Origin of the sequence: Granulicatella adiacens ATCC 49175 (assembly GCF_025150565.1) — a bacterium.
Classification (GTDB): Bacteria; Bacillota; Bacilli; order Lactobacillales; family Aerococcaceae; genus Granulicatella; species Granulicatella adiacens.
This window is the reverse complement of record NZ_CP102283.1, coordinates 187083-213241: the sequence shown is the minus strand read 5'-3', so window position 1 is coordinate 213241 and position 26159 is coordinate 187083. Positions and strand designations below refer to the sequence as shown.

At 39.7% G+C, this 26159-nt stretch carries 23 protein-coding genes; 1 reads left to right on the top strand and 22 read right to left on the bottom strand.

All coding sequences use genetic code 11. The features are described 5' to 3' along the window. Window positions 1-74: 74 nt before the first annotated feature. The 16 genes from brnQ to NQ540_RS01030 form a co-directional block, all read right to left on the bottom strand. Complete coding sequence (gene brnQ, locus NQ540_RS01105; RefSeq protein WP_039849249.1) at window positions 75-1418, bottom strand: branched-chain amino acid transport system II carrier protein; 1344 nt, start codon at window positions 1416-1418, stop codon at window positions 75-77. Between the two features lie 76 nt (window positions 1419-1494). Further along, window positions 1495-3552, bottom strand: a complete 2058-nt coding sequence (metG, locus tag NQ540_RS01100; RefSeq protein ID WP_223429391.1) for a methionine--tRNA ligase — start codon at window positions 3550-3552, stop codon at window positions 1495-1497. 456 nt (window positions 3553-4008) lie between these two features. After that, window positions 4009-5271, bottom strand: coding sequence for a nucleobase:cation symporter-2 family protein (locus NQ540_RS01095; RefSeq protein ID WP_156780467.1), 1263 nt, complete (start codon window positions 5269-5271; stop codon window positions 4009-4011). Next, on the bottom strand, window positions 5268-5849 hold the full coding sequence (locus NQ540_RS01090; protein ID WP_005607714.1) for a xanthine phosphoribosyltransferase: 582 nt from the start codon (window positions 5847-5849) through the stop codon (window positions 5268-5270). Before NQ540_RS01090 ends, NQ540_RS01095 begins: the two co-directional genes overlap by 4 nt. A gap of 214 nt (window positions 5850-6063) precedes the next feature. Beyond that, window positions 6064-6495, bottom strand: a complete 432-nt coding sequence (locus NQ540_RS01085) for a GtrA family protein (RefSeq protein ID WP_211204709.1) — start codon at window positions 6493-6495, stop codon at window positions 6064-6066. A gap of 109 nt (window positions 6496-6604) precedes the next feature. Further along, entirely contained in the window at window positions 6605-7219 is a 615-nt protein-coding gene (gene rpoE / locus NQ540_RS01080; RefSeq protein ID WP_005607718.1) for a DNA-directed RNA polymerase subunit delta, read from the bottom strand. A 77-nt stretch (window positions 7220-7296) separates the two neighbouring features. Then, the gene (locus NQ540_RS01075; RefSeq protein WP_005607720.1) at window positions 7297-7716 is read right to left on the bottom strand and encodes a YwiB family protein; all 420 of its coding nucleotides are present in this window, start codon (window positions 7714-7716) and stop codon (window positions 7297-7299) included. A gap of 367 nt (window positions 7717-8083) precedes the next feature. Then, entirely contained in the window at window positions 8084-9514 is a 1431-nt protein-coding gene (gene gatB / locus NQ540_RS01070; RefSeq protein ID WP_005607724.1) for an Asp-tRNA(Asn)/Glu-tRNA(Gln) amidotransferase subunit GatB, read from the bottom strand. Window positions 9515-9528: 14 nt separating this feature from the next. After that, the gene (gatA, locus tag NQ540_RS01065) at window positions 9529-10986 is read right to left on the bottom strand and encodes an Asp-tRNA(Asn)/Glu-tRNA(Gln) amidotransferase subunit GatA (RefSeq protein WP_005607726.1); all 1458 of its coding nucleotides are present in this window, start codon (window positions 10984-10986) and stop codon (window positions 9529-9531) included. Continuing rightward, window positions 10983-11291 carry an Asp-tRNA(Asn)/Glu-tRNA(Gln) amidotransferase subunit GatC gene (gene gatC, locus NQ540_RS01060; protein ID WP_005607728.1) on the bottom strand — a complete coding sequence of 103 codons (309 nt, stop codon included), beginning with the start codon at window positions 11289-11291 and terminating at the stop codon, window positions 10983-10985. The genes gatA and gatC overlap by 4 nt, the downstream gene beginning before the upstream one ends. Before the next feature lie 65 nt (window positions 11292-11356). Next, complete coding sequence (locus tag NQ540_RS01055) at window positions 11357-12484, bottom strand: CamS family sex pheromone protein (RefSeq protein ID WP_005607729.1); 1128 nt, start codon at window positions 12482-12484, stop codon at window positions 11357-11359. Window positions 12485-12496: 12 nt separating this feature from the next. Continuing rightward, a complete protein-coding gene (gene ligA / locus NQ540_RS01050; protein WP_005607731.1) occupies window positions 12497-14503 on the bottom strand; it encodes an NAD-dependent DNA ligase LigA in 2007 nt (668 codons plus the stop codon). Window positions 14504-14506: 3 nt separating this feature from the next. Continuing rightward, window positions 14507-16828, bottom strand: a complete 2322-nt coding sequence (gene pcrA / locus NQ540_RS01045) for a DNA helicase PcrA (protein WP_005607732.1) — start codon at window positions 16826-16828, stop codon at window positions 14507-14509. A 24-nt stretch (window positions 16829-16852) separates the two neighbouring features. Further along, window positions 16853-17977, bottom strand: a complete 1125-nt coding sequence (locus NQ540_RS01040) for an ATP-grasp domain-containing protein (RefSeq protein ID WP_156780468.1) — start codon at window positions 17975-17977, stop codon at window positions 16853-16855. Window positions 17978-18020: 43 nt separating this feature from the next. Continuing rightward, a complete protein-coding gene (locus tag NQ540_RS01035) occupies window positions 18021-18695 on the bottom strand; it encodes a glycoside hydrolase family 73 protein (protein WP_049555137.1) in 675 nt (224 codons plus the stop codon). Window positions 18696-18787: 92 nt separating this feature from the next. Then, a complete protein-coding gene (locus tag NQ540_RS01030; protein ID WP_050755109.1) occupies window positions 18788-19363 on the bottom strand; it encodes a hypothetical protein in 576 nt (191 codons plus the stop codon). A gap of 111 nt (window positions 19364-19474) precedes the next feature. On the opposite strand from NQ540_RS01030, the gene NQ540_RS01025 reads away from it, so the two are divergent. Continuing rightward, complete coding sequence (locus NQ540_RS01025) at window positions 19475-19981, top strand: FUSC family protein (RefSeq protein WP_039849251.1); 507 nt, start codon at window positions 19475-19477, stop codon at window positions 19979-19981. A gap of 43 nt (window positions 19982-20024) precedes the next feature. On the opposite strand, the gene NQ540_RS01020 is transcribed toward NQ540_RS01025, so the two are convergent. The 6 genes from NQ540_RS01020 to NQ540_RS00995 all read right to left on the bottom strand — a co-directional run bounded on the left by NQ540_RS01020 (window position 20025) and on the right by NQ540_RS00995 (window position 26152). After that, window positions 20025-21191 carry a hypothetical protein gene (locus tag NQ540_RS01020; RefSeq protein ID WP_005607741.1) on the bottom strand — a complete coding sequence of 389 codons (1167 nt, stop codon included), beginning with the start codon at window positions 21189-21191 and terminating at the stop codon, window positions 20025-20027. A gap of 13 nt (window positions 21192-21204) precedes the next feature. Then, window positions 21205-21870: a hypothetical protein gene (locus NQ540_RS01015; RefSeq protein ID WP_039849252.1), complete on the bottom strand. Its 666-nt coding sequence runs from the start codon at window positions 21868-21870 to the stop codon at window positions 21205-21207. 134 nt (window positions 21871-22004) lie between these two features. After that, window positions 22005-22694 carry an ATP-binding cassette domain-containing protein gene (locus NQ540_RS01010; protein WP_005607744.1) on the bottom strand — a complete coding sequence of 230 codons (690 nt, stop codon included), beginning with the start codon at window positions 22692-22694 and terminating at the stop codon, window positions 22005-22007. Window positions 22695-22712: 18 nt separating this feature from the next. Further along, window positions 22713-22943, bottom strand: coding sequence for a GntR family transcriptional regulator (locus NQ540_RS01005; protein ID WP_005607746.1), 231 nt, complete (start codon window positions 22941-22943; stop codon window positions 22713-22715). Between the two features lie 278 nt (window positions 22944-23221). Further along, on the bottom strand, window positions 23222-25102 hold the full coding sequence (locus NQ540_RS01000; RefSeq protein ID WP_005607750.1) for an acyltransferase family protein: 1881 nt from the start codon (window positions 25100-25102) through the stop codon (window positions 23222-23224). 243 nt (window positions 25103-25345) lie between these two features. After that, window positions 25346-26152 (bottom strand): FAD-dependent oxidoreductase, encoded by an 807-nt coding sequence (locus tag NQ540_RS00995; RefSeq protein WP_039849253.1) that lies wholly within the window; start codon window positions 26150-26152, stop codon window positions 25346-25348. Window positions 26153-26159 lie beyond the last annotated feature (7 nt).

Here is a 26159-nt window from a genome sequence, read left to right as displayed (position 1 = left end):
GCTCTTTCCGGTACAGTTATTTCCATTACTATGAAGACATCCGTAAGGATACAAAGTAATCATCTATGCACTATTTATTTTGTTTGAAATGCTTCGAAGTCGAATGCTTCGCCCTTTATTTTGTCCGGTAAGATGAGCGCGATTAAAATACCAATCAGCGCCGGTCCCATCCATCCCAGTGACAAGCTTTGCAGTGGAAGAATTTCCAAAGCTTTTACTAACCCTTCTAATTTCAATGCAGAAGCAACACTGGAAACCGTTGAAATAATCGTTGTCAAGGCAACCGTTAGCTGCATTCCACTCTTAGAAAACGTCACTTTCTTATTTACTAAAACGAAGAACGCAATCACAACTGTAATTGGATATAAAATCATCAATACTGGAAGTGAGAATGCGATAATCGTTTGAAGACCAAGCGTTGCCACACCAAATCCGATAAATGTAAAGACAGTCGCATACACTTTATAAGAGAAGCGTGGGAATGTTTCTTCGAAGAACTCCCCTACTGATACGATTAATCCTACTGTTGTTGTCAAGCAAGTAATCACGACCATCACCGCTAAGAAGGCTTGTCCGAATGTCCCAAATAACTCGCGTGAAGCCATTGTTAATACGTAAGACCCTACGTTTAGTGTTGAATCTTGTGCTAGGGCGCTTGCCACATTGAAGTGATTTCCAAGGAAGGCAAGTCCGATATACAATACGCTGAATCCAATCGCTGTTACAAATCCCACACTCATGATGGTATGCATGTATTCTTTTTTAGAGTTGAAATGAAACTCTTTTAGCGTGTTTACGGCAACGACTGAGAAGGCTACGGCTGCTAAGGCATCTAAAGTATTATAACCTTCCACAAAACCATTTCCAAAAGCGGTCGATGCGGTTAGAGTTGTTTGTCCTACTAATTCTGGTGACGTTTGTCCATATTTAAACGCACCAACGACCACTAAGATTAAAATTAATCCTGCAAAAATCGGTGTTAAGATTTTACCGATGCTGGATAAGAGCGATGAACGGTTATACGCCAAGAAAAAGGCTACCGCAAAGTAAATCGCTGCGTAAATTAGAAGCCCTGAATTAGAATCCGGTAAGAACGGCGCTACCCCGATGTTGTAGGATACCGTTGCTGTACGCGGAATTGCAAAGAAAGGTCCAATGGATAAATATAATACTACTAAAAATGCCAATGAGAAGATTGGATGAATCTTTTCGTCCAATTCTTTCTTGAATCCACCATTAATCACTGTTCCAATTAATAACGTTCCAATCGCAAGCCCTACCCCAGAAACGATAAATCCGATGACTGCTGGCCAAAATTGCTCAGCAGATTGATAACCTAAGCTTGGCGGAAAAATTAAATTACCTGCTCCAAAGAAAAATCCAAAAAGAAGCAGCCCTGTTAATACACCTTTTTTCATTTGTCCTCCTTCTAAAAAAAGACCCTTCAAATGCCTTTCTTCGCATCCGAAGGGTCCCCTTTTTATTTTTATTCTATTAAGCTACGGTTGAGCCGTTTGGCATTCCTTCTGGTGCAAACACCACTTGAAGAACGCCATCTTTTTCAGCCGAAAGAATCATCCCTTGGCTGATTTGTCCACGCATTTTACGTGGTTTCAAGTTCGCAACAATCACGACTTTCTTACCAACGAAAATACTTGGATCTGGGTACCATTCCGCAATGCCTGAAAGGATTTGACGGTGACCACCAGCATCTCCAGCGTCTAAGCGGAATTGAAGCAATTTATCTGCTCCTTCTACTGGTCCGCACTCGATAACTTCTGCGACTTTTAATTCAATCTTGTCGAAGTCGTCGTATTTAATACTTTCTTTTTCGCTTGAAAGTTCCACTTCTTCTGGGTTCCAGTCTGTGTTTTCTTCTTCGACTGGCGCTCCACCCATTTTAGATTGGATGTAAGCCACTTCTTCTTCCACATCTAAACGTGGGAAGATTGGTTGACCTTTTTCAACCACCTTAGTTCCTTCAGGAATCACGCCAAATGTGTGTAATGAAGGGTAATCCATTAAAGCACTATCTGTAATTCCTAATTGTGCCAAGATTTCGCCAGGAGTTTGCGTTAAGAATGGTTGTAAGGCAACGGCAATGATTCGTAAGCTTTCTGCTAAGTAATTCATTGTACGTGCTAATTCTTCTTGGCGTGCTTCATCTTTTACAGCGGCCCAAGGAGTTGTTTCGTCGATATATTTATTCGTACGAGAGACAAATTTCCAGATTGCAGCAAGCGCTACTGAGAATTGCATGTTTTCCATCGCTTCTTCGACTTCCACGATCATCGCTTTTGAAGCATCGACTAATTCTTGGTCAAAGCTTGAAACCGGTGCAGTGTATGCAGGAATGGTTCCATCGAAATACTTATTAATCATCGCAACTGTACGGTTTAATAAGTTTCCTAAGTCATTGGCTAAGTCATAGTTAATTCGTTCTACGAATGATTCTGGAGTGAAAATTCCATCAGAACCGAATGGCACTTCACGTAGTAAATAGTAACGAAGTGCATCTAAGCCATAACGTTCGATTAGTGTGTTCGGATCGACCACATTTCCTTTTGATTTAGACATTTTACCGTCTTTCATCAATAACCATCCATGTGCGAAGATTTTCTTCGGTAATGGTAAATCTAAGGCCATTAACATAATTGGCCAGTAAATCGTATGGAAACGAACGATTTCTTTTCCGATAAAATGCACATCTGCAGGCCAGTAACGGTTGAATAATGTTTCATCATCGCTACCATATCCTAGTGCTGTAATGTAGTTAGATAAGGCATCAATCCATACATAAACGACGTGTTTTGGATCGTTTGGTACTGGAATCCCCCAGTCAAATGACGTACGAGAAACCGCTAAATCTTCCAAACCTGGCTTGATGAAGTTATTAATCATCTCGTTTTTACGTGATTCTGGTTGAATGAAATCTGGATGTTCTTCGTAGTATTGCAATAAGCGGTCAGCGTATTTGCTCATTCTGAAGAAATAAGATTCTTCTTTGACAAGCTCAACTTCGTGTCCACTTGGCGCAACCCCACCAATCATATTTCCTTCAGCATCGCGGTATACTTCGACTAATTGTGTTTCTGTGAAGTACTCTTCGTCAGATACAGAATACCAACCTTCGTATTCACCAAGGTAGATATCTCCATTATCGACAAGCTTTTGGAAAATCTTTTGAACAGCTTTCGTATGGCGTGGTTGAGTCGTACGAATAAAATCATCGTAAGAGATATCTAACTCTTTCCATAAATCTTGAATGCCGAAAATGATTTTATCGACGAATTCAATTTCTGAAACGCCTGCTTCTTTCGCTTTTTCTTGGATTTTTTGTCCGTGTTCATCTGTTCCTGTTAAAAAGTAAGTGTCAAAACCTTGCAATTTTTTGTAGCGGACCATTGCGTCACTGGCTACAGTTGTATAGGCATGACCAATATGTAAATTACCACTCGGATAGTAAATCGGAGTCGTTAAATAGAATGTTTTTTTGTCTTCAGCCATGTTGGGAAGAGCCTCCTTGAAATTCTTTAAACATAGGGTTAGTATACCATACCTATCAAAAAAATACGAGAAGTGAAAACAAAGTGGAGCACGGTGGGGATGTAAATTGTACTTAGATTCAATTTGGGTTTTCTGGAGTTGGGTTTGTGCTGATGATTTCTTAGAATCCTTGCGGATTCTTTTTATAATCGCTGTTACGGGGGCACCGGTGCAAGCCTAGGTCTTGCACCTTCGAAGCTTCAAACGCGGAGTACGGGACACATCCCTACTCCGCGTAGTTCACATTCGATGCGATTCCCCGTTACTGCGATTATAAAATCCGCAAGCTTCTCCGAAATCATCTATATAGAAATCCAACTGAATTGAGTTTATTTTTTTCTGCTCCACAATGTTTTCTCGTATTTTTTGGGTGGTTGGTAATATTAGAAGGCAAGGAAAATTCAAGAGAGAATAGAAAAAAGAGAAGGGGGAGACCTTCTCTTTGGATGGAGATAACGTATTCTATTTCTTCTTTCGATTGAGAATCGCGTTTAGGACTACGGCAAGGATGCTTGCCATCACGATTCCGTTCGAGAAGAACATTCGAAATGCGGTTGGGAGACTATTGAAGAGATTGCTATTATTGAATCCAACGCCTACTGCAATAGACACCGCTGCAATGAGGAAGTTATGCTCATTATTGACAAAATCCACACGAGCGAGCATTTGCATTCCTTGAAGCGATACGAAGCCGAACATGACAATCATTGCCCCACCAATGACAGGACTTGGAATGATTTGTGCAAGAGCGCCAAATTTTGGAAGGAGTCCAAGGAGAACTAAGAAGGCCGCTGCGTAATAAATTGGTAGACGTGTTTTAATTCCGGACATTTTCACTAAGCCTACATTTTGAGAGAAGCCTGTATAAGGGAATGTATTAAACATCCCACCAAGGAGTACCGCTAACCCTTCTGCTCGGTATCCGTTGCGAAGGCGAGTTGCATCGATTGGATCCTTCGTAATATCAGACAAGGCTAGATAGACCCCTGTTGATTCCACCATTGATACCGTCGCAATAATACACATCATCACGATGGAAGAAAATTCAAAAGTTGGAGCTCCAAAATAAAATACGGTAGGAATATGAAGGAGAGGCGCTTGGCTCACAGGCGTAAAGTTCACTTGCCCCATTCCAGAAGCAATCAAGGTCCCAATCACTAATCCTAGTAGGATCGAAATGGATTTGAGGAATCCTTTCGTAAAAATATTAACGACTAAAATAATAAAAACTGTAATGAGAGCGAGTAATAAACTTTCTAGAGACGGATTTGCCACGTTATTTCCCATATTTCCAATGGCAACCGGAATGAGTGTGAGTCCGATGGTCGTAATCACAGAGCCGGTAACAATGGCAGGGAAATAGTTCGCCAGTTTTGAGAAGATTCCCGAAACCAAAACCACAAAAATCCCCGAGACAATCAGCGCACCAAACATCGCTCCACTTCCATGGCTCTGTCCAATAATCGTTAATGGAGCTACTGATTGAAATGCCACGCCCAAGACGACTGGAAGACCAATCCCAAAATACTTATTGAGTTGCAGCTGAAGAAAAGTGGCTACCCCACACATAAAAATATCTGTTGAGACTAGATATGTCAGTTGTTCGCTATTATAGCCTAGCGCCTGTCCAATCATCATCGGCACCAAAATCGAACCCGAATACATCGCTAGTAGATGTTGAAGACCCAGTACCATTGCCTTGGAATGCTTTTCCTGTTGCATTATAGGTCCGCCTCCTTAAACACAACTTTTCCGTTTTCAAACCGTTCTAAACGTGCCAGAGAAAAGACTGGAATTCCCGCTTCTTCTAGTAAACCTCTCCCCTCTTGGAAGGATTTCTCGATGACAATTCCAACCGCTTCGACTTTGGCTCCTGCCTGTTCAACAATCTCGACTAATCCTTTTGCGGCTTGGCCATTCGCTAGAAAATCATCCACAATTAACACTTTATCCTTCTCCGAAAGGTATTTACTAGCTATCGACACTGTATTGGTCACTTGCTTTGTAAATGAAAACACCTCTGCTGTTAGAATTCCTTCATTCATCGTGATATTTTTGGATTTCTTTGCAAAAATCATTGGAACTCCTAAGGCATCTGCCGTATACAATGCTGGAGCAATCCCCGACGCTTCAATGGTGACCACTTTTGTAATCCCAGCATCCCGAAACTTCTTAGCAAAAACATCTCCAATTTCTTTCATCAAGTGTAAATCTACCTGATGCGTTAAAAACGAGTCTACTTTAAGGATATTTTCACCTAACACATAACCATCTTTTAAAATACGAGCTTCTAATGATTCCATAACTCCTCCTTAAACCTAGGAACTAAAAACGGACGTTAAAAACTTGCCTGATTGAGATAGTTCTCATTTTACAGTTACTATCCTTATTTTTCAACTGTTTTTAGAGTTGTTTTTTCTATTTTTACGAATATTTACCTTATTTTTTCTTTAATGTTCTTTTTGGCTCCTTCTCCAACAAAAAAACGAGCAGAAAATCTGCTCGTTTTTCTTTTCTTTAATCTTTTGTAGGTTCGTCTTGTTTAAATGCCCAAAAACGTTGACCCACATAGTTTAGCAATACAAAAAGGCCCATTCCAGCCCCTAAAGCCAAGTTCCCTTGAAGTTTTTCATCAAGACCTTCAAACAAGTACAACACAAGTGGCATCGCGATACCATAGGCAATAATATAACAAACCGTGATATTAATGGTAAAGCGAACAATCGATTTTTTCGTCGTTTCTTCCACTTTAAACGTAAACTTTTTATTCAAAAAATAACTTAAGACACTTCCACAAACATAGTTCATTCCTGAAGAAAACCAGTATCCCAAGTTTAAAATGTTGTAACAAAAGAACATGATGGTCATTCCAAATAATGTGTTGACAACTCCCACCGCAATAAAGGTTAGAAAGGTCTTGTCGAACACCTTTTTCAATTTTTCTTGCACGTTCTCGCCTCCCAAGTCTCAAGTTCATCCTATTATACAATAAACTGCAAAATAAAACACAACTCATGAAATCATAAGTTGTGCTTTGATAGTTGTTATTAAAGAAAGATTATTCTTCCTCTTCTTCGTCGAAGTCGCTATCAAGGTCTTCGTCATCAATGATAATCAGATCTTCTTCGACACTCACTTCATCTTCTAGATCTTCATCTGCACCTAATTCATTTAAGTCAGAACGGTAGGCATCGATTTCGTCATCATCATCATCATCGTCTAAATCAACATCCATATCATCGTCTAAGTCATCGCTATCGAGATCTTCATCATCAAGAAGTTCTTCATCTTCTGGATCGTCATCATTGTAGTCGATAAGATCATCTTCAGTGCCGAACGCATTGACTTTCTTACGTTTCTTACGAGGTTTCTTCACTTCTTCATCTTCCATTGATGTTGCGATTTCTTCATCGATTGAGTCAATTGGATACCAATCGCGTAGACCCCAGCGATTATCTCCAAGTGAGATAAAGCTTCCATCAATATTTAAATCTGTGTAAAAACGAGCCATACGAGCTTCTAACGCTTCGTCGCTTAATTCCATATATTCTTGAATTTCTACTAATAATTGGTTGAAATCTAAAACTTCATTCTTCGCTTCTAAAATAGCATGTGCTACTTCGACCATTGATAATTCGTTTTTGTTAATGCCATCGAGTTTCTTTAATTCCAATGGTTACACTTCCTTTCCAGTTCATCTTAAACAGTATAGCATAATTTTTAAAGTTTATGCTAGTTTAGAGAGATTTTTTATACATTTTCCTTGATTTGAAGCTGAAAGGTCACTAAAGAGCTCGTAATTAGCTGTTTTTGTTGGAATAATTGGTATTCCAGTACTAGTAACACCATCTCTTCCGTCTCTTCGAGGTGTACTTGTTTGGTTCGAATCTCAAAATGCATTTGTCTTCCTGCGCCTAACTCATAAATTCCTTTAGTCGCCTTCGTATGATGAAAGTCCATTTGGCTACGCACATCTCCTTGACGGTGTAAAGTTACCTGAGGAGTAGCTTCTGTCGTATTCACCTCTATTTTCACGCGCGTATTGGTTTCTTCTTCCACATAACTAAGTACAAAACCAGAGTCCTTACGAAGACGAGTCGCATCCGCAAGCATGCGTTGCTTCATCGTTTCCCCGCCTTGACTCAATACCGTTTCAATCGTTAATTTCATATTCCATCCCCCTCTCGTTCACTTTCCTTCTCCCTTTCTGGATTTTTAGCGGCAAGCAAACTCCGCGCTTTAACCCACTATCCAAAAAGGTTCGCAAATTTTCAAAATTTTTGATGGCGGAGAATCCTACGGAACTTTTTGGGAGGGAGAACCTTACGGATGTTATAAAAACAGTTATGGGAATTCGTATTAAATGCGAATTAGAGGGCGTAAGGAAATTTTCCCTACGCCCTCTTTGAGGCTTTAAAGGTGAGAGACCATAGGCTCGAACCGGTACCTCATAACAGTTTTTATAACAGCAATCCGTAAGGATTCGACCCCCAAAAAAGGAGCCGAAAAATTCGAAGCCATCAAATATAAATATATTTTAGTATTTCGCTAACTCTTGTTGTAATAGTTGGTTTACAACACCAGGGTTTGCTTTCCCTTTCGTTTGCTTCATAATCTGCCCAACTAAAAATCCAACAGCGCGGTCTTTTCCATTCTTGAAGTCCTCAATCGACTGTGCATTGTTATTCAACACCTCTTGAATAATCGGTAATAACTGAGCAGGATCACTCAATTGAACCATACCGTGTTTTTCAACAACGCCTTTTGCAGTTCCGCCTTCTTCTGCTAATAATAAGAAGACTTTCTTCGCTAATTTCGAACTGATGGTTCCGTCTGCAATTAATTGAATCATTTCTGCTAAGCTTTCTGGCGTTAACTTCAAGTCTTTCAATTCTAATTTCTTGCTGTTCATGTGCGCTGAGATATCACCCATTAACCAGTTTGACGCTTGTTTAGAATCGGCACCCGCGGCAACCGTTGCATCGAAGAAATCAGACATTTCTTTTGTTAATGTTAGTACCATTGCATCGTATTCCGGTAAGCCAAATTCGCTCACATAACGTTCACGACGTTTGCTTGGCATTTCAGGAATAGAAGCACGCACTTCTTCAATCCATTCGTTTGAGATTTGGAAGTTTGGTAGGTCTGGTTCTGGGAAGTAACGGTAGTCACTTGAACCTTCTTTAACACGCATTAAGATGGTTTGACCAGTCGCATCATCAAAACGACGTGTTTCTTGTAGGATTTCTCCTCCATTACGTAGGACGTTTGCTTGACGAACTTCTTCGAACGCTAACCCTTTACGCACGTTGTTAAATGAGTTTAAGTTTTTCAACTCTGTTTTTGTCCCGAATTTTTCTTGCCCATAAGGACGGATTGAAATGTTCGCGTCACAACGCATAGAACCTTCTTCCATCTTCACGTCAGAAACACCTGTAAACATGATAATTTGACGAAGTGCTTCAAGGTACGCATAAGCTTCTTCAGGAGAACGCATATCTGCTTCCGATACGATTTCAATCAGTGGAGTTCCTTGACGGTTTAAGTCCACATAAGAGAATCCGTCTGTTCCGTGCGTATTTTTACCTGCATCTTCTTCAAGGTGAACACGTTCAATACGAATACGTTTTGTTTGTCCTTCTACTTCGATATCAATCCAGCCATCATGACCGATTGGGTAATCGAATTGAGAGATTTGATACGCTTTTGGATTATCAGGGTAGAAATAGTTTTTACGGTCGAATTTTGTATCTTGAGAAATCGTACAGTTCAACGCAAGAGCTGCACGCATCCCGAATTCTAACGCGCGTTTATTGACGACAGGAAGTACCCCTGGATATCCCCAGTCGATGACGTTTGTATTTGTATTTGGTTCCGCACCGAAATGCGCTGGTGATGGAGAGAACATTTTTGAATCAGTTTTTAATTCAACGTGGCACTCTAAACCAATAATTGTTTCAAAGTTCATGTCATTGTTCCTCCTTATAATTGTGGGCGGCGTAAGTAGTAATCATTTGCTTGTTCAAATGCATACGCTGCTTGATAAATAGTTTTTTCTTGGAAGTAATTTCCGATTAATTGAATTCCGACTGGTAATCCTTCGCTTGTGAAGCCAGCAGGAACTGAAATCGCTGGTAATCCAGCTAAGTTTACAGGGACGGTTAATAAGTCCGCCATGTACATTGCAAGAGGATCGTCGCTGTGCTCGCCCAATCCGAATGCGGCAGAAGTGGTTACAGGTCCTAAGATTAAATCATAGTTTTCAAACACTTTTGCAAAGTCTTGTTTGATTAATGTACGTACTTGTCCTGCTTTCTTGAAGTAAGCATCGTAGTAACCAGAACTTAAACTGAATGTTCCAAGCATGATACGACGTTTTACTTCCATTCCAAAACCTTCAGAACGGCTCTTCACGTATAAATCTTCTAATGTTTCTGCTTCTGTTGAACGGTGACCGTAACGGATTCCGTCGAAACGTTGTAAGTTCGAAGATGCTTCAGATGACGCGATGATATAGTACGCTGGAATTCCGTATTTAGAGTGAGGTAGGCTCACTTCTTCAACGATAGCTCCCATTTCACGGTATTGGTCAGCCGCTTTCAGAACAGCTGCTTGAACCTGTGCGTCCACACCTTCTGCAAAATATTCTTTTGGCAACGCGATACGCATGCCTTTGATGTCGCCTGTTAATCCTTTATGGTAGGCTGGCACTTCTTGAGGCACACTTGTTGAATCACGGTGATCATATCCTGAAATCGCGCTTAATACTAAGGCATTATCTTGAACGGTACGTGTGAATGGTCCGATTTGGTCTAAGCTCGATGCAAAGGCAATCAAACCATAACGAGAAATACGACCATAAGTTGGTTTCATCCCAACAATCCCTGTGAAGCTTGCAGGTTGGCGGATAGATCCACCTGTATCAGAACCAAGAGATGCTAGTACTTCGCCAGAAGCAACCGCAGCAGCAGAACCACCTGAAGATCCACCAGGCACTTTTGTTAAGTCCCAAGGATTTTTTGTTTTCTTGAAGTAAGAAGTTTCTGTTGAACCACCCATGGCAAATTCGTCCATGTTTAGTTTACCAACGTTCACCGCACCTTCTGCTTTTAATAATTCCATAACGTGCGCGTCGTAAATTGGGTTGAAGTCTTCTAACATACGGCTTGAAGCAGTTGTTAAAAGATCACGTGTTACGATATTGTCTTTAATCCCGATTGGAAGACCTTGAAGAGACGCTTCCTCACCGTAGCCTTTTTCATCAGCAGCAGCCGCTTGTTTTAAGGCTTCTTCTTCATTCAATGTCACGAACGCTTCTACTTTAGGCTCTAAAACATGGATACGCTCGAATGTTTCTTTGGTTAATTCCACAGAAGTGAATTCTTTATTACGAAGACCTTCGTGAAGCTCAACTAATGTTTTGTTTTCAATAATACTCATGCTTCACCCTCCTCGTTTTCGCCCATAATTGCAGGCACTTGAATAAATCCATCTTCGCTTGTTTTCACATTACGCATTAATAAGTCGCGGTCGGTTCCTTTTTCAGCAACATCTTCACGCATGACATTCACTAATGGGTAGCCATGTGTCGTTACAGGAACTCCTGTCGTATCCACTTCTTTTAATTGTTCCACCATATCAATGATATCGCTCATTTGTTCTGTAAAATGAAGGATTTCATTATCGGCAAAAGCTAGCTTTGCAAGTTTGGCAACGTGTCTAACTTCTTTTTCCTCAATGGCCATTTCTTTTCCTCGCTTTCAAAATCATTACTTTTCTATTGTAAACACTTTAAACATTGTTATCAATATTAATCGAATATATGGTAAGTGAACACACCTTGCGTTAAATCTTGCATCAAGAACGCTTCTACTCCATTAATCGAACTAATGCGCACTTCTACTGGAGTGGTTTTCGATAAGTATTTATTCGCTGCATCGGTTACATGCTGTGCTAAGGCAATAATTTCTGATTCACCATAAAATTGCGTCATAATATCAACGACCATTTTTTTAGCCACATTATCTTGATATTTCACTCGAGCCGTTACTCCTGAGAGATTTGGGAAGAAGTTTTGTACTTCTGTTTTGAAATTCTCAAAAGCCGTTGACTCTTCAGTAGCTGCTTCGTTCACTAGTGGTAACACGGTCACTTTCTGGTTTACATTCGTCCAGTTCGTAATTTCGGTTCCTTCAACAGAAGTCGCTTCTAAGACATAAACGCCTCCACCAATATCATCTTTTGAAGTTTGTCTGAAGACTCCAAAGACAATTGGCACAGCTTTAAGCGCATCATTTTGACGCAGTCTTGTTAAGATTTGGTTCACGATTGTTTTCGCTTGTTCAATCATGACTTCTTTCGAAATTTCAGTTTCTGCATCACGATCACCATTCGTATAATAATCAACGCTGTTCATCGCAATCCCAATACTAATCCCACCTAATTCAAAGTTGTTTTCAGTTTGAATCATGTAGTCTTGTTCCAAAATCTGCGCTAAATAAAGTGGAGCACGTCCTGTTGGTGAAGTATCTCCATTATCAGCAGGATTTAACCCTTCTGGATTCTTATCGCTTTTACGAGCAATCCATTTAGCCGTTGTATCAGCATCGATAATCTGTCCTTCTCTAAAGAAATACTGATTCGTAGGGAATACATTTCTAGAAAGATCGATTAAACCTGTTTCGAAATTTTTTAAATTAAATCCCGTATTCAAGCTTAAAGTAGCTCCACGGTTTTGGCTCACTTGATATTTCCCGTTAGTAATCAATGCACGATAAAAATTATTGGACAGTTGATTCGTTGTCGACTGAACCACTTTTGCATTGGCATCATTTTTCGTATTTGTATTTTGGCGATTGGCTTGAGTAATATCTGCACAGGCGGCTAAGGTGAATGCACTCATTAACCCTAATAATCCCAAGCGTAATTTATGTTTCATATGACTTCCTTTCTATGCAAGAGAATCCAGAAATTGTTGTTCACTCCACACTTCAATCCCTAGTGAGTTAGCTTTATCCAACTTGCTTCCGGCTGAATATCCAGCAATCACAACGTCTGTCTTCTTAGAAACAGAGCCTGTTACTTTCGCTCCAAGCGATTCCAATTTTTCTTTTGCATCTTGTCTTGTTAATTGTTCTAATGTCCCTGTTAAAACGACAGTCTTTCCACTTAGGATATGTCCTGAAGCTTCACTGTCTGCTTTTGTCTTTCCAAGATAGCTCATATTCACTCCACGATCTTGTAATTCTTGGATAAGTTCTTGAACGGATGGTTGTTCAAAATAAGTTTTTACACTATAAGCAATAATATCACCTAAACCATCAATTTCCAACAATTGTTCAATGCTCGCCTCTTGTAAAGCCTTCATATTTTCAAAATGTTGTGCCAGTTCTTTAGCAGCCTTGGTTCCTACATGACGGATTCCCAGTCCTGTTAGAAGGCGTTCCAAGGAATTGGCTTTACTATTCTCGATGGCTTCAAGAATATTTTCCGCACTCTTTTGTTGAATTTTGTCTAATTCTAATAGCTGATCCAAAGTTAATTTATATAAATCTGCAACATCAAGAACTAGACCTTCTTCAAAAAATTGCTTAATGATACTTGGCCCAATTCCACTCATATTCATCGCATTTCGTGAAACAAAGTGGCTCATGCCTTCTGTCAGTTGAGCTGGACATTTTGGATTCAAACAGCGAATGGCTACTTCATCTTCCAAATGTTCCAATTTCTCATGACAGACCGGACAAGTTGTTGGAAACTCGTATGGCTGACTTGTAGCTGGACGTTTCTCTAAAATCACGCGTGTGACTTCTGGAATAATGTCTCCTGCCTTATGAATCACCACAGTGTCTTCCAAGCGAATATCTCTTTCTTTCATCAAATCAATATTATGCAAACTCGCACGTCGTACCGTCGTTCCTGCTAATTGAACAGGATCCATCACCGCAGTTGGGGTAACCACTCCGGTGCGTCCCACCGTCCACTCCACATCGCGAACCACTGTCTGAGCTTCTTCTGCTGGGAATTTATACGCAATGGCCCAACGTGGCGCTTTGACCGTGTAGCCAATTTCTTCTTGAGTGGCAAAATCATTGACCTTAATCACCATACCGTCGATTTCATATGGTAATTCTTGGCGTTTCGCACCAATCGTCTCGATGTAATTCCACACTTCATCAATCGTTTGGCATTTTAAGCGCTCAGGATTGGTTACAAAGCCAATCTCTGCCATCTTCCTCAACAACTCTTCTTGTGTTGAAACATTTAGCTCTTCCACACTAGGACTACTGTATAGAAAGACGGACAAGTTTCGCTTCGCCGCAATTTTAGGGTCAAGCTGGCGTAGGCTTCCTGCCGCTGCATTTCTTGGATTGGCAAAGACTTCAAGACCTTCTTCTTCGCGCGACTTGTTTAATGCCACGAATGATTTTTTCGGCATATAACATTCACCACGCACTTCGATATTCCAAGGCTCTTTTAAAGACAAAGGTACTGATTTAATGGTACGCACATTGCCCGTTACATCTTCACCTGTCGTCCCATCTCCACGGGTTGCTCCAAGTTGAAGTTGCCCGTTTTGATACGTCAACGCAATAGAAAGTCCATCGATTTTTAGTTCACATACATACTCGATTGCTCGGTTCGTTAACTTGCGAAGACGCGCATCAAACTCTTCCAAATCTTCCTTCGAAAAGGCATTTGAAAGGCTGAGCATCGGATTGGTGTGAGTGACCTTCTGGAACTGCTCGAGCACTTCTCCCCCCACCCGTTGCGTAGGAGAATCAGCCGTCACGAACTCCGGATGTTCCTTTTCTAAAGCTAGTAATTCATGATAAGCCTTATCGTACTCTGCGTCTGTTGCAGTAGGTTTATCTTCCACATAATACTCATGACTCCAACGATTTAATTGTTCTTTGAGTTGTTCAATTCTTTGTTGAATCGTTGTATTCATCTTCATCCTCTATTCTTCGATTTTTTCAATTGGGGCAAAACTTGCAAGGAGTCGCTTGATTCCCATCCCTGCAAAAGCCACGTCAAGTTCTTGACGATCTCCTTCACCGGTAATACGGACTACGGTTCCTCTTCCCCATTTTTTATGCGATACTTTCATACCAACCGTCCATCCATCGCTTGAAGCAGACGTTGGCGTTTGTTTTTCTACGCGCTGAATGCTTGCAGAAGAGTGAGATTTCTTATGTAAATACCCCTCATTCTTTTGCGCATTCGTGTTGCGGTAACGATCAAAGAGTCGCCCACCTGTTGCAGAAGAACCTCTGTTATAACTTGGTTTTTCTGAGTAGAAACTACTTGAATAATAAGAGTCGCTAATCATTTCTCCTTCTTTTTGAAGAAGTTTATCATCAATTTCTTGCATAAAACGAGACTCGCGGTAATGTTGCGTTTTCCCGTAGAGCAGTCTTGAATACGCACGTGTCATAAAGAGCTTTTTCTCTGCACGTGTAATCCCTACATAGGCCAATCGACGTTCCTCTTCTTCATCACCTTCTTGTAAGGTTCTTGCAGAAGGAAAAATTCCGTCTTCCATCCCTACAAGGAACACGACCGGGAACTCTAACCCTTTTGCCGCATGCAAGGTCATCAATGTAATTTGTGAAGCGCTCGTTTCTTCTTCATTTTCCATATCCGTCACTAAGGATAAATCCGTTAAGAATTGGACTAAAGCTGATTCTTCTGCTTCAGAATCGAACCGTTTTTCTTCGAACTCTTTAGCTACGGATAAGAATTCCCGCATATTATCGATTCGCGCATCTGCTTCCATGGTGTGCGCCTGTTCAAGAGAGGCAATGTAGCCTGATTTTATCATGACTTCTTCGATTAAATCGGTTAGCGAAACGAACTCTTGCATCTTCGTTAAATCGCTGATTAGCTTCGCAAAATCGGCTAATCCTTTTCCTGCTTTCCCACTAATCCCGTTAAGAGTCGTCTCAGCAGAAGCTTCTAAAAGAGAAAAACCGTGCATTTGAGCAAAGTCTTCTAATTTTTCAATACTCTTTCCACCAATACCGCGTTTTGGCGCATTCACAACACGTCTGAAGCTAAAGTCATCGGTCGGGTTCACTAATAAACGTAAATAGGCGAGTAAATCCTTGATTTCCATACGCTCGTAGAATCGTTGACCCCCTACCATTTTGAAAGGCATATTCGCTTTTAATAAATCTTCTTCAAGGGTCCGTGATTGGGCATTACTACGGTATAAAACTGCAAAATCACTATAATCGTATCCGTCAAAATTCACCATCTTTTGAATGGTTCTCATCACATAACGAGACTCTTCATACCCGGAAGCCGCACAATAATAGGTAATCTTGTCTCCTGCTTCATTTTCGGTCCATAGCTCTTTTGGTTTACGATTTTGATTATTTTCAATCACTTGATTGGCTGCTTTTAAAATCGTCTTCGTTGAACGATAGTTTTGCTCTAGTAAGACCACTTTCGCCTGTGGATAATCGTGTTCAAACGACAAGATATTCTCCATATCGGCTCCACGCCAACCGTAAATGCTTTGATCGGCATCTCCAACCACGCAAATATTCTTGAACTTATCCGCTAGCAATTGAACCAGTAAGTATTGTGCATGGTTTGTATCTTGGTACTCATCCACATGGATATAATGAAATTTTTGTTGATAATACGCTAATACATCTGGATGCTCTTTAAACAATTTCACCGTTAACATGATTAAATCATCAAAGTCAACGGTCATATTTTTGCGTTTTTCTGCTTCGTATTCGACATAGCACTTCGCGGTTATTTGGTCCATGAAGTTTGCATGTGTCTTTGCGAAGGTTTCCGCATCTTCAAAATTATTTTTTGCATTACTAATACTTGCTAAGATGCCACGTGCATCAAACTTATCCGAATCAATATTCAACTTTTGCATAATGCGTTTCATCGCAGAAAGTTGATCCCCAGAATCAATAATTGTAAACGACTTTGCAAGACCGATGCGTTCACAATCTCTTCTTAAAATGCGAACGCACATCGAGTGAAAAGTGGATACCCACATATCGCCTGCTTGCTCGCCTACTAGAGCACTTACCCGCTCTTTCATCTCGCTGGCTGCTTTATTCGTAAACGTAATCGCTAGAATATTCCACGGTTGAACTTCTTCCTCGGCTAATATATAAGCCATTCGATGCGTCAACACGCGCGTCTTTCCGCTTCCAGCCCCCGCCATTACGAGAAGCGGACCTTGTGTATGCATAACCGCTTCCTTTTGGCGAGGGTTCATTCCCTTAATTAATTCGTTTGAATTTTTCACTTACTCTTTCCTTTCCTTGAGGAACTATTTTCCATTAAAGAATAAATCTGAAACTTCAATTTCTCCAAGTAGATCCACACTGGACCCTCCACTTAATCGAATCACTCCTAAGATGTCTGTTGCTCTCTTAGGTGAGGTTTGGAAAAATTCAAAATCCCATTTTGGTTTCAATAGTGTTAATAAACTTGCTTTTTCAAGCATGGATTCATAAATCGGCACTAGAATCATTTCCTCAGTAGGTTTCTTGTATTCTACCGGAAGTCCAGTGGCTACTCGTGTAATGATGTCTGATAATCCTTTTCCTAGTTGTGCACTTCCAAATTGTTGTTGGATTAAAGGCAGTTGATTAATCGATTTCACATAAAAAATACCATTATTTCCCATCAAGACTTGAATCGATAGCACCACTGACCCTGAAAGATAATCCACGACTTTAAAAGCGATTCTCTTCAGCTCTTGAACCCATTCTGGATTCATTCGGCGTGAAGCAATACTGTACTTTAATTTTCCAGAGATATATACATCTTCTGTAATTGGTAGAATCGTTACACGATCCTCATAGTCGCGAACAACAGTCAATGAAAAATGGCGTTGAGCAGGCACAAAGGCAGTCAACATACTTGGCCCTTCTTCGATTTTTCCCAAAACTCGCTCGTCAATATCTTGATCATATAAGGCGATGGGTTCTTCGTATCGACTGTTCACTTGATTACTTTCTAGAAAAGCGGGAAGTCCAATACTTTCTAATAAAGTGGGTAATTCCCCAACATGGGTGACAATCCCATAAGGAGCTACGTTGATTGCATGTTCTTCTAAAAATAATTTTTCGACCGTACGATTTTGAGAAATTTCGGCTAGCTCCAATGATTGGTAATATCTTGTTTTACTACTTAGAGCCACTAATGTGTCTACAGAAACTAAATTCGTCATCAGAAGGAGAGTATCTACTTTCTCAGCAAAATCAAGTAAGGATGCACGGTCATCATAGGAAGACACAATTTCATATTCTGCCATCGAAATAGCAGCCTCGTTCGATTGATGGTAGCTATATACAACATACCCCATCTTTCTAGCGGCAATTGCAACAGATGCAACTTGCTCGTCTCCCCCAATGATTCCGACAATGGATCCTGGTAATAATTGACTCATGTATATCCTCTCCTTTTGCATACGTTAAAATGAATTTGATTTCTTAAGAACCTCTTCGCACAGATGCGGTTGTTTCTTCACTTGGCAATTTATCATATTGATACAATTGATGTTCTTCAATCATTTGAATTAGCTTTTGTGCATAGGTTGGGTCGGTGGCGTATCCTGCATCTTGCAAGGCTTGAGCTGCTTGCTTATAATTTCTAGCCCCTAGCACTTTATGATAGAGCGTTGGGTCCCAATCTACCCCATATGCCAACAGTTGCGCATGAGCTTCCACTGAATCAGCCCAGCTATCATACACACGAAAACGACCATTAATCGTAATCCATGTTTCATTGACAAATTCGGCTGTCTCAAGCACTACATTCGGCTGCGCGGTCGTCGCTTTTACCCCGTATAAATTATAATATTTGCTCGCTAATAAGCTTTCTCCCCAGTTCGATTCGAGAATTGCTTGCGCCAGACTGACACTTGGCAATACTCCATAATCGCGATACGCTTTTTGGGCAGCTGGAGCAATCGTCTCTATGAAGGTCTCTCTTGTAGACGTTTCTGCCTTGTGCTGCGGTTTGTTTTCAGACAACCATGTGATGGTACCGGCCAAAAGAACACTCGTTACAGCTACGAGGAGAAGCGCCGTCAATTTAGATAATGACTTAAACCACTCTACAAGATGAAACGCGAATTTACTTTTTCTTTTCTTTCTTTTCGCCACAATTTCACCACTTTCTTTATCTTTCAATTTTATCATAAAATACCCTATAAAAAAATGGATACCCCCTTCTTTTAAAGAGAGTATCCGTGATTTTAAACATTAAATTTTTCTTCTGAATCATTTTCTGGAATAAATACATTTTTACCGTATTCTAAATATTTTTGTTGAGCTTTTTCATCCCGAATCCACTCGAGTAATCCTTGTTTCTTCGTTCCAATTTGTTTATGCGTAATCCCCACAATTCGAATTTCAATAATATCTTGATAACTCCAACTTCCATAATTAGTCGCAATACGTAAGATGGTCACATTCTCTTTGAATTTTCCTTTGCTAACAGCAGCTGTCTTCCATTCTACTCGGACATTTTCTTGACGAATCCAATGATTAGCAATTTGGACTTTTAATCTTAAATACTCTGCCACCGGATCAGAAGCCACTTCAGGAAGAACCTCCGCATTTCTGGCAATTTTGTGCGCCAGCATCCACTCGTAGTCCGTAAACAGCATTGAAATCTTCTGCATATTTTCAGATTTCAGTCCTCTCTCTCCATTCTTCCATCTTGTCCAACTTTGCCCACTAATACCTAATTCTTGTGTGTAAAATGCTTTTTCTGAGAGATATCTTTCTCGAATGGCATTTACAACAATTAATACAAATGCTTCATGCATCTTCATCACCTCTTAATACTATAATACACCTATTAGGTTCATTTTTCAATTTTTTGTCATTTTTCACTATCGTATATTATAATAACGTTATCTTTAAAAAGAGGTGAGAGTGTGTCCCAAACTTCAAAAAATCCATTTCATATCGGACTACGTACTTTAAAAACTGCGATATCTGTTTTTCTTTGCGTTGTGCTATTTAGAGTATTACATCGTGGTTCTCCGATGCTGGCTGCACTGTCCGCCATCTTTAGCCTAAGAACCGACCACGAACAAACCTTTAAATTTGCGCTCTCTCGTTTTGTAGGCAACACTACAGGTGGGGTGGTCGCAATTCTATTGTTCCAATTAAGAGCCATTCTTCCGTACCAAGAATATACGGATTTATTACTAGCACCGATTGGCATTATCTTAATAATTTTATTTTGTAACCAATTCAATAAAACCGGCGTCATTAATTCTTGTTCAACCTTCTTAGTCATTTTCTTTAACGTTGAAGCAGGACAAAATACCGCCTATGCGATTCAAAGAATTTTGGATACCCTTATTGGCGCATTGATTGCCATTGGAGTGAACCATCTTCTTCCAAACCCACACTTGAAAACTGAAGAAAAAGCGTAAACGAAAAACTACGTTAGGATATCCTAACGTAGCTTTTTTTATTTTAGCGATCCCCACCACGATAGCTATTGGCATTCGTAAAGAACACTTTTTCAATCACATCGATCGGTTTGGATAATAAAATTTCTTTTGTTTTGAGCGATTGTACTCGTAATGTTGGTTTTCCATCTACTAACGAAATCATCACCAAATTCCCTTGATTTAAGTATGGAAGTGGAGCGTATGGATCTGTTTCAATCGTTTGACTAATCTCCAACTGATGATTGGCACCAATTTTGTATAGAGTCAATTTATTATTCTTTCGTTCACTTGGTTCTTGATATCCTTGACTTTGAGACAATTCTTTCGATTTTTCAGTAGAGATTACATACACTTGATCCTCCACTACATACAGACTTGTATTTTCAAAAGCCATCGTCTCAGTCGATTCAATCTCGGCGAATTGTTTCGTCTTCGCATCAAAAGTCATCCAATGGAATTTATTTTCTTTTGAATAAGAAGATCCCATGATGAGTCTTTGCGGATCATATACTTTCTCGCTTGAAGCTACTCTCCAATGGAATTCTTGTAGATTTCCCGGTAAATTGACTTTTTCCAATTTAGAAGGCGTTCCGGTCTTCAAGTCAATCGAAAACGTTAATAGATAATGCCCTCTATCAGAATCGCTCCATTGCATAACTGCGTATAAAGTATCCCCATCTCTGTAGAAGGTAGGAGTTTCAATATACGTACGGTCTCCGCGGATTTCTTTTGGGATGGATACCGTATTGGAAACTAACTCTTTCGTCTCTGTATTCATCAATGTATATCCAATCACTGGGTCATTATTTGTCTGATACACATTGAATTGTGATCCGTAATAGAGTTTATACCCTTTGAAAGTGATAGAAGTTCCGTAATGTGGTCTATCCAGTACTGAAAAATCTTTCATTTGATTTCGTAAACTGTACGCGTGGAGATGCTCTCCAAAACCAATTCGCTTCACTTCTCCGTCTAAGAGTGCGTGAGTAGCACCATTATGATTGGTAATATCTTGTGTATAGGGCGTAAACTGAAACGTCGCTCCTTCAACGAGTTTTTTCTCTTCTTGTGATAACTGCAGAGATACAGGAGCAGGTTTGACATCTTTATAGACTGCAAATCCTACACTACTAAGGAACATGAGACCACCGAGCGCAAAGATGGCTGTGGCAAATTTTCTTGATTTCATTGTTCAAACCTCCTTATACGCTGACCTTATGATTTAATAAATAATCACTGAGTAATAAATTGCCGATAATCCACACGACTATTCCCGTTCCTAAATAGAGGATGGTTTCAGATCCGATGAAATAGAAACTCCATTGGTAACGAGAGACGGTTCCTACATAAATGATAAGGAGTAAGATATATCCGATGATACTCATTAATTTCGTTGTTGTGGATTTCTTTTCAACTCCAACCACTAATAAGGTGATTTGGAAAATGGTCACGATAGCGGCTACCCCAAATAGGAAGAAGAAGAAAAATTGAGTCTCATATTTTGGAACAACCGTCTGCATAGCAATGGAATTTGTCACAAGAGACCATGGTGTCACATGATAGGAATCAAGACTCGGAATAAATACTCTTGAAAGAGTGTAATTTAAAAATACTCCAATCACTTGAACGCCTTGTAGGAAGAACGTGATGATTAGCATTGTTAGTAACTTCGATAAGTACACACTAAAGCGGGACCCCGGTAACATCAATAATCGGTAAATAAAGGAACCCTTTGTACTCCACTCTTTCGACCAAATCATCGCACTATAGACAAGAATGGCTACCCCTGCAAAAAATACAGGTAATCCAATATTGATTTCTACGAGAACTACTCGAAGAATTTCTTGCTTTTCCGTTAAAATTCTCATTCCACTCAGCAGCCCAGAAGTTACTATCGTAAAAAACTGAAGACCGACTTGAATCAATACTTGAAGCAGTGCCGTAACGAGAATAAATCCTTTGGCCTGGCCTAAATTATAAAGCGTTAGTTGAATGACTTTTCTCAGTGTAAGTATACCTCCCTCATCACATCCACGATAGACTTCCCTTCTTCTTCACGAACTTGCTCTGGATAAAATTCTTTAACGATTTTTCCTCCATCCAGCAAGAGCGCCTTGTCTACAATGTACTCAATATCATTAATTTCATGTGTTGTAATTAATACGCCTCGTCCGTCTAATAAATCACTCGTAAACACGCGTGCAATCTCTTCACGTGTAAAGACGTCGATTCCGGAGAATGGTTCGTCCATCAAAATATAATCTGTGTCTAATCCCATTCCAAGCAGTAAATTCAACTTGGCTACATTCCCTTTCGAAAGAGATCTCACTTCGTCTTTTAAGTTCAATCGGAAGAACTTCAATAAATGTTTTTCTTTCGCACGATTCCAGTTTGGATAGAATGTACGCATAAAATCAATCGCTTCATCTACCGTTTGATTTGGAGAAATAATGGAACTATCCGTAATATAGCTGACTTTTTCAGCAAACACCTTACGCACTGGCATATCATCAATCACGATTTGGCCTTTGTCATAAGGGAGTAAGCCCGCAATAGAATTCATAATGGTTGTTTTCCCAATCCCATTCACACCGATGAGCGCTGTGACTTCCCCTTTTTTCGCGTTAAACGAAATATCATCTAACACTTGTTTTTTTCCAAATTTCTTACTTAAATTTTGTACCGTTAGCATTTAGAACTCTCCTTCCTATCACAATTTCTGGCTCAGATGGTCAATAATCTCTTTTTGAGAGAGCTGAAGCGGAGCAATCGCATCAACAAAACTCGTAATCGCTTCTTCCAACATTTCTTCTTTTAGCTGTTCGATTCTATCCTCATCTTCTGTCACTCTACTCATTACATTATTTCCCGTTGTCACAAGACCAATAGCCTCCATTTCATGAAATGCCCTTTGAACCGTATTCGGATTCACTTGCATCACCTAAGCCAGTTCTCGTCTACTTGGCATTTCTTGTCCGGGTTTTAGCCGTTTGGATACTATTTCCGCCTTGAAATACGCGACAATTTGCTCGTAAACCGGACTTCTTTTATCAAATACAATCATCGGCTTCTCCTTTCTTTCGATTGTATCAGTGTATTAATCGAATAATACACTTTCTTTTAACTGTATTATGCGCTTAGTACACTCGTTTGTCAATAGCGTTTTCAAAAATATTTTTAGAAAATAAAAAAGACGACCCATTTGAGTCGCCTTTATCATTATTGTAATTTTAATTTCACCATTTCTTGCAAGATTAAGTTCGCCATCTCAGAAGCTCCAGTATCATTTGGATGAATTTCATCCTCGAAGAGCAACTCTTTCGTACGTCCCCTCGCATAGGTTCCCCAGTCGATTAAATGCACATTTGGATACCGTTCAGCGGCTGCTTTCAGCTGATCGTTTACTTCTTTAGCCCATTTAATCTCATAGCCTGCCGTTACTAAGAAAATTTCACGGTTACCTGCTGCTTGAATAAGAGAATCGATTTGCGCACTTGCAAAGGCTCCGTTTGAACCGAGTACAAATACGACCGTTTGAGATAATCTTCCTTGTTGCACTAGTTTTTGAACGACGGGAGTACTGTAATACAATTGACGTCCCACTTCCCCGTCCACATAAGCATTTGGAAAGACTTCTCTTAATTTATTGGCAGAAGCTAACAGAACGGAGTCTCCTACAAAGGTGATTGGCGTTTGTCGAACTTGTTGTTCTATATTGGCCTTTACTTCCGAATTTACGGTTGTGACAGCTTCCGTAGTAGGTTCCACGGTTGTTTCTTGAAGCAGTTCCTGATTTTTGCGAATCTTTTCTTCTACTTCATGAACCACACTGGTTTGGTCTTTTTCCTGCGCAAATCCAATCCCGGCTAAGCCAGCAAAGACCAGATACACTAATGAAAAAGCAATTCCGAAGTGTTTCAACCCTTTTGGAAGGTTGGATTTCATATACGCCGTTAACCGATACGGACTATGCGCTTGTCCAATCGGAAGCGGAATTCGTTCTTTTTCAAATAATTGATAAGTGATTTCAGCTAGTACAATTATCGTGATCCATTGAATCAAAACATTCAACCAATAATCTTCAACCCCTCGTAAAAAGGATGGCAAGATTAAATGAATTGGATAAAACCATAAGTAATAAGAGAAACTTCTTTTCCCGAAGAAAGTAAAACCTTTAAAACTAATAATATAGTGAAGCCATACGCCTTCACGAAGGGCAAATGAAACCAGTAATGTCATGACAATGGAAGATACTAGCATGATCATGTAATACACTTCCGCTTGCATCCCATTGAAGGTCACGAGCATCCAAATGAGTGCTCCCATACCAATGATGCTGGCAATATTTAAGTTCCCTTTATTAGAATGATCTTCTGGGATTAAGAGTTTTCCTTCATGAATATAGCTTAGTAAAGCGCCTAAAGTGAATGAGAACAGTCGAGTTGACACAAGATAGTACACATGCGATGGATCTTGTTCCCACCAATATAAAGCTGCCATCCCCACTGCTGAAGCAATCGTTAGAAATGCTAACAGAGCGAACTCTTGCATTCGCAGAAAGTTCATCTTCTTCATCAGTCTTCTCAGCAAGAATCCAACAATTAATAATTGGACATATAACGAAACGTACCAAAGATGGACAAAAGGACTTGGATTAGCAGACTGCACAAAATAAGATTGTTGACTAAAGATCTGATAATCGTTATTGACAAAGAACAGTGCAGATAGCGCCATTCCTCTAATATTGGATAGCATTTGCGGTGCGACTAAAAAGAGCGTAGCGACAGTTGTGATAATCATAAAGAGCATCGGGAAAAACATTCTTTTTAGACTCTTCCACGAGAATCTCTCTTGGTAATCTTCAGCAAAGGTCTTCTTATTCTGTCTAAAGGTTAAATAGCCCCCAACTACAAGAAAACCATTTACCGCCAAAAAGCCCCCAGGCAATAAATGTTGAAAATAGTAATATAAAATAATTGCAAGTATAAAAAAACCTTTCAAGCCATCTAAAGCTGCGCTCCTCTTCCGTTTTTGTTTTTCAGGAGGATGTGGATACGCATTTGACTTAGAAAGTCCCGTTTGATAATTTGAAGTCTCCATTGAAATTCTCCATTCATTATGTTCGTCATCATTATATCTCAAAACCGCTACATTTGGATACTATAAACTTTACATTTTTATTACTTTTGAGAAAACCATTTCTAATTGTTTCCGTGGAGAAAACAGAGTTCAAATTTGTCTCTAAAATCAAAAAAACTAGGCAAAAAATGCCTAGTTTTTTCATTTATAATAAAATATGTCACTCTAAAATCAAGATGTAATTTAACCCAATGGAGATAGCTGCTATTTCAACCCTTTAAAAGCATCTACTTTAATCTTCTTGCTATCAATCCCTTTTTCTTCAAGGAACTTCTTCATCATTTCCACATCATCAGGTTGACCAGATAAGAGATATGTGGCCTTATTTCCATACTTTTCTGCTGCATTTTTAAGGCTGTCTTGACTTTGAGAAAAGCTAGAAGTTGTTTCATAGGTCAAATTTGTTTCTTTTTTTGATAAATTTGCTATTTCTTCATTAAAAATAAGAACCCCTTTATCCAAGTGACTGATAATAATATCCCGTTTTCCAGCCCACTCTTTGATAATTGGCCGTATTGCCGCAATGCCAACGTCAGAAGCAAAAAAAACAAGTGGATCTTTGCCATCTGCAACAGATAAATTAGAGTAAAGCCAGCTCATCTCGACCTTACTTCCTGCTTGCAAATTAGTCAATGTTTTTTTATAGAAACTTCCACTATTGTGTGTCAAAATGAAAATTTCATTCTCATTAGGGTTAGAAGCTATTGTCAGCCAGCCACTATTTTGTTTGTTTTTATCATTGCTCATTGAAGCACTGGATATTACGTCAGTAGTTTCTTGAGCGTTCTCCTTAACATCATGTAATGTAAATTGAGCATAAGATCCAGCTTCCCATGTCACATTGTCAGGTTTCGTCAAACGTATTAAGTAAAGGTCGTCATTGAAATTTTCAATGGATTTAACCGACAAAGTTTGACTCCGTCCAAGATAGGTAATCACACCCCAAGTAATAAGGCACAGTGCCACCAGAATAGATATAATAATTATCACCATTTTTTTACCTCTTTTCATTATTTCC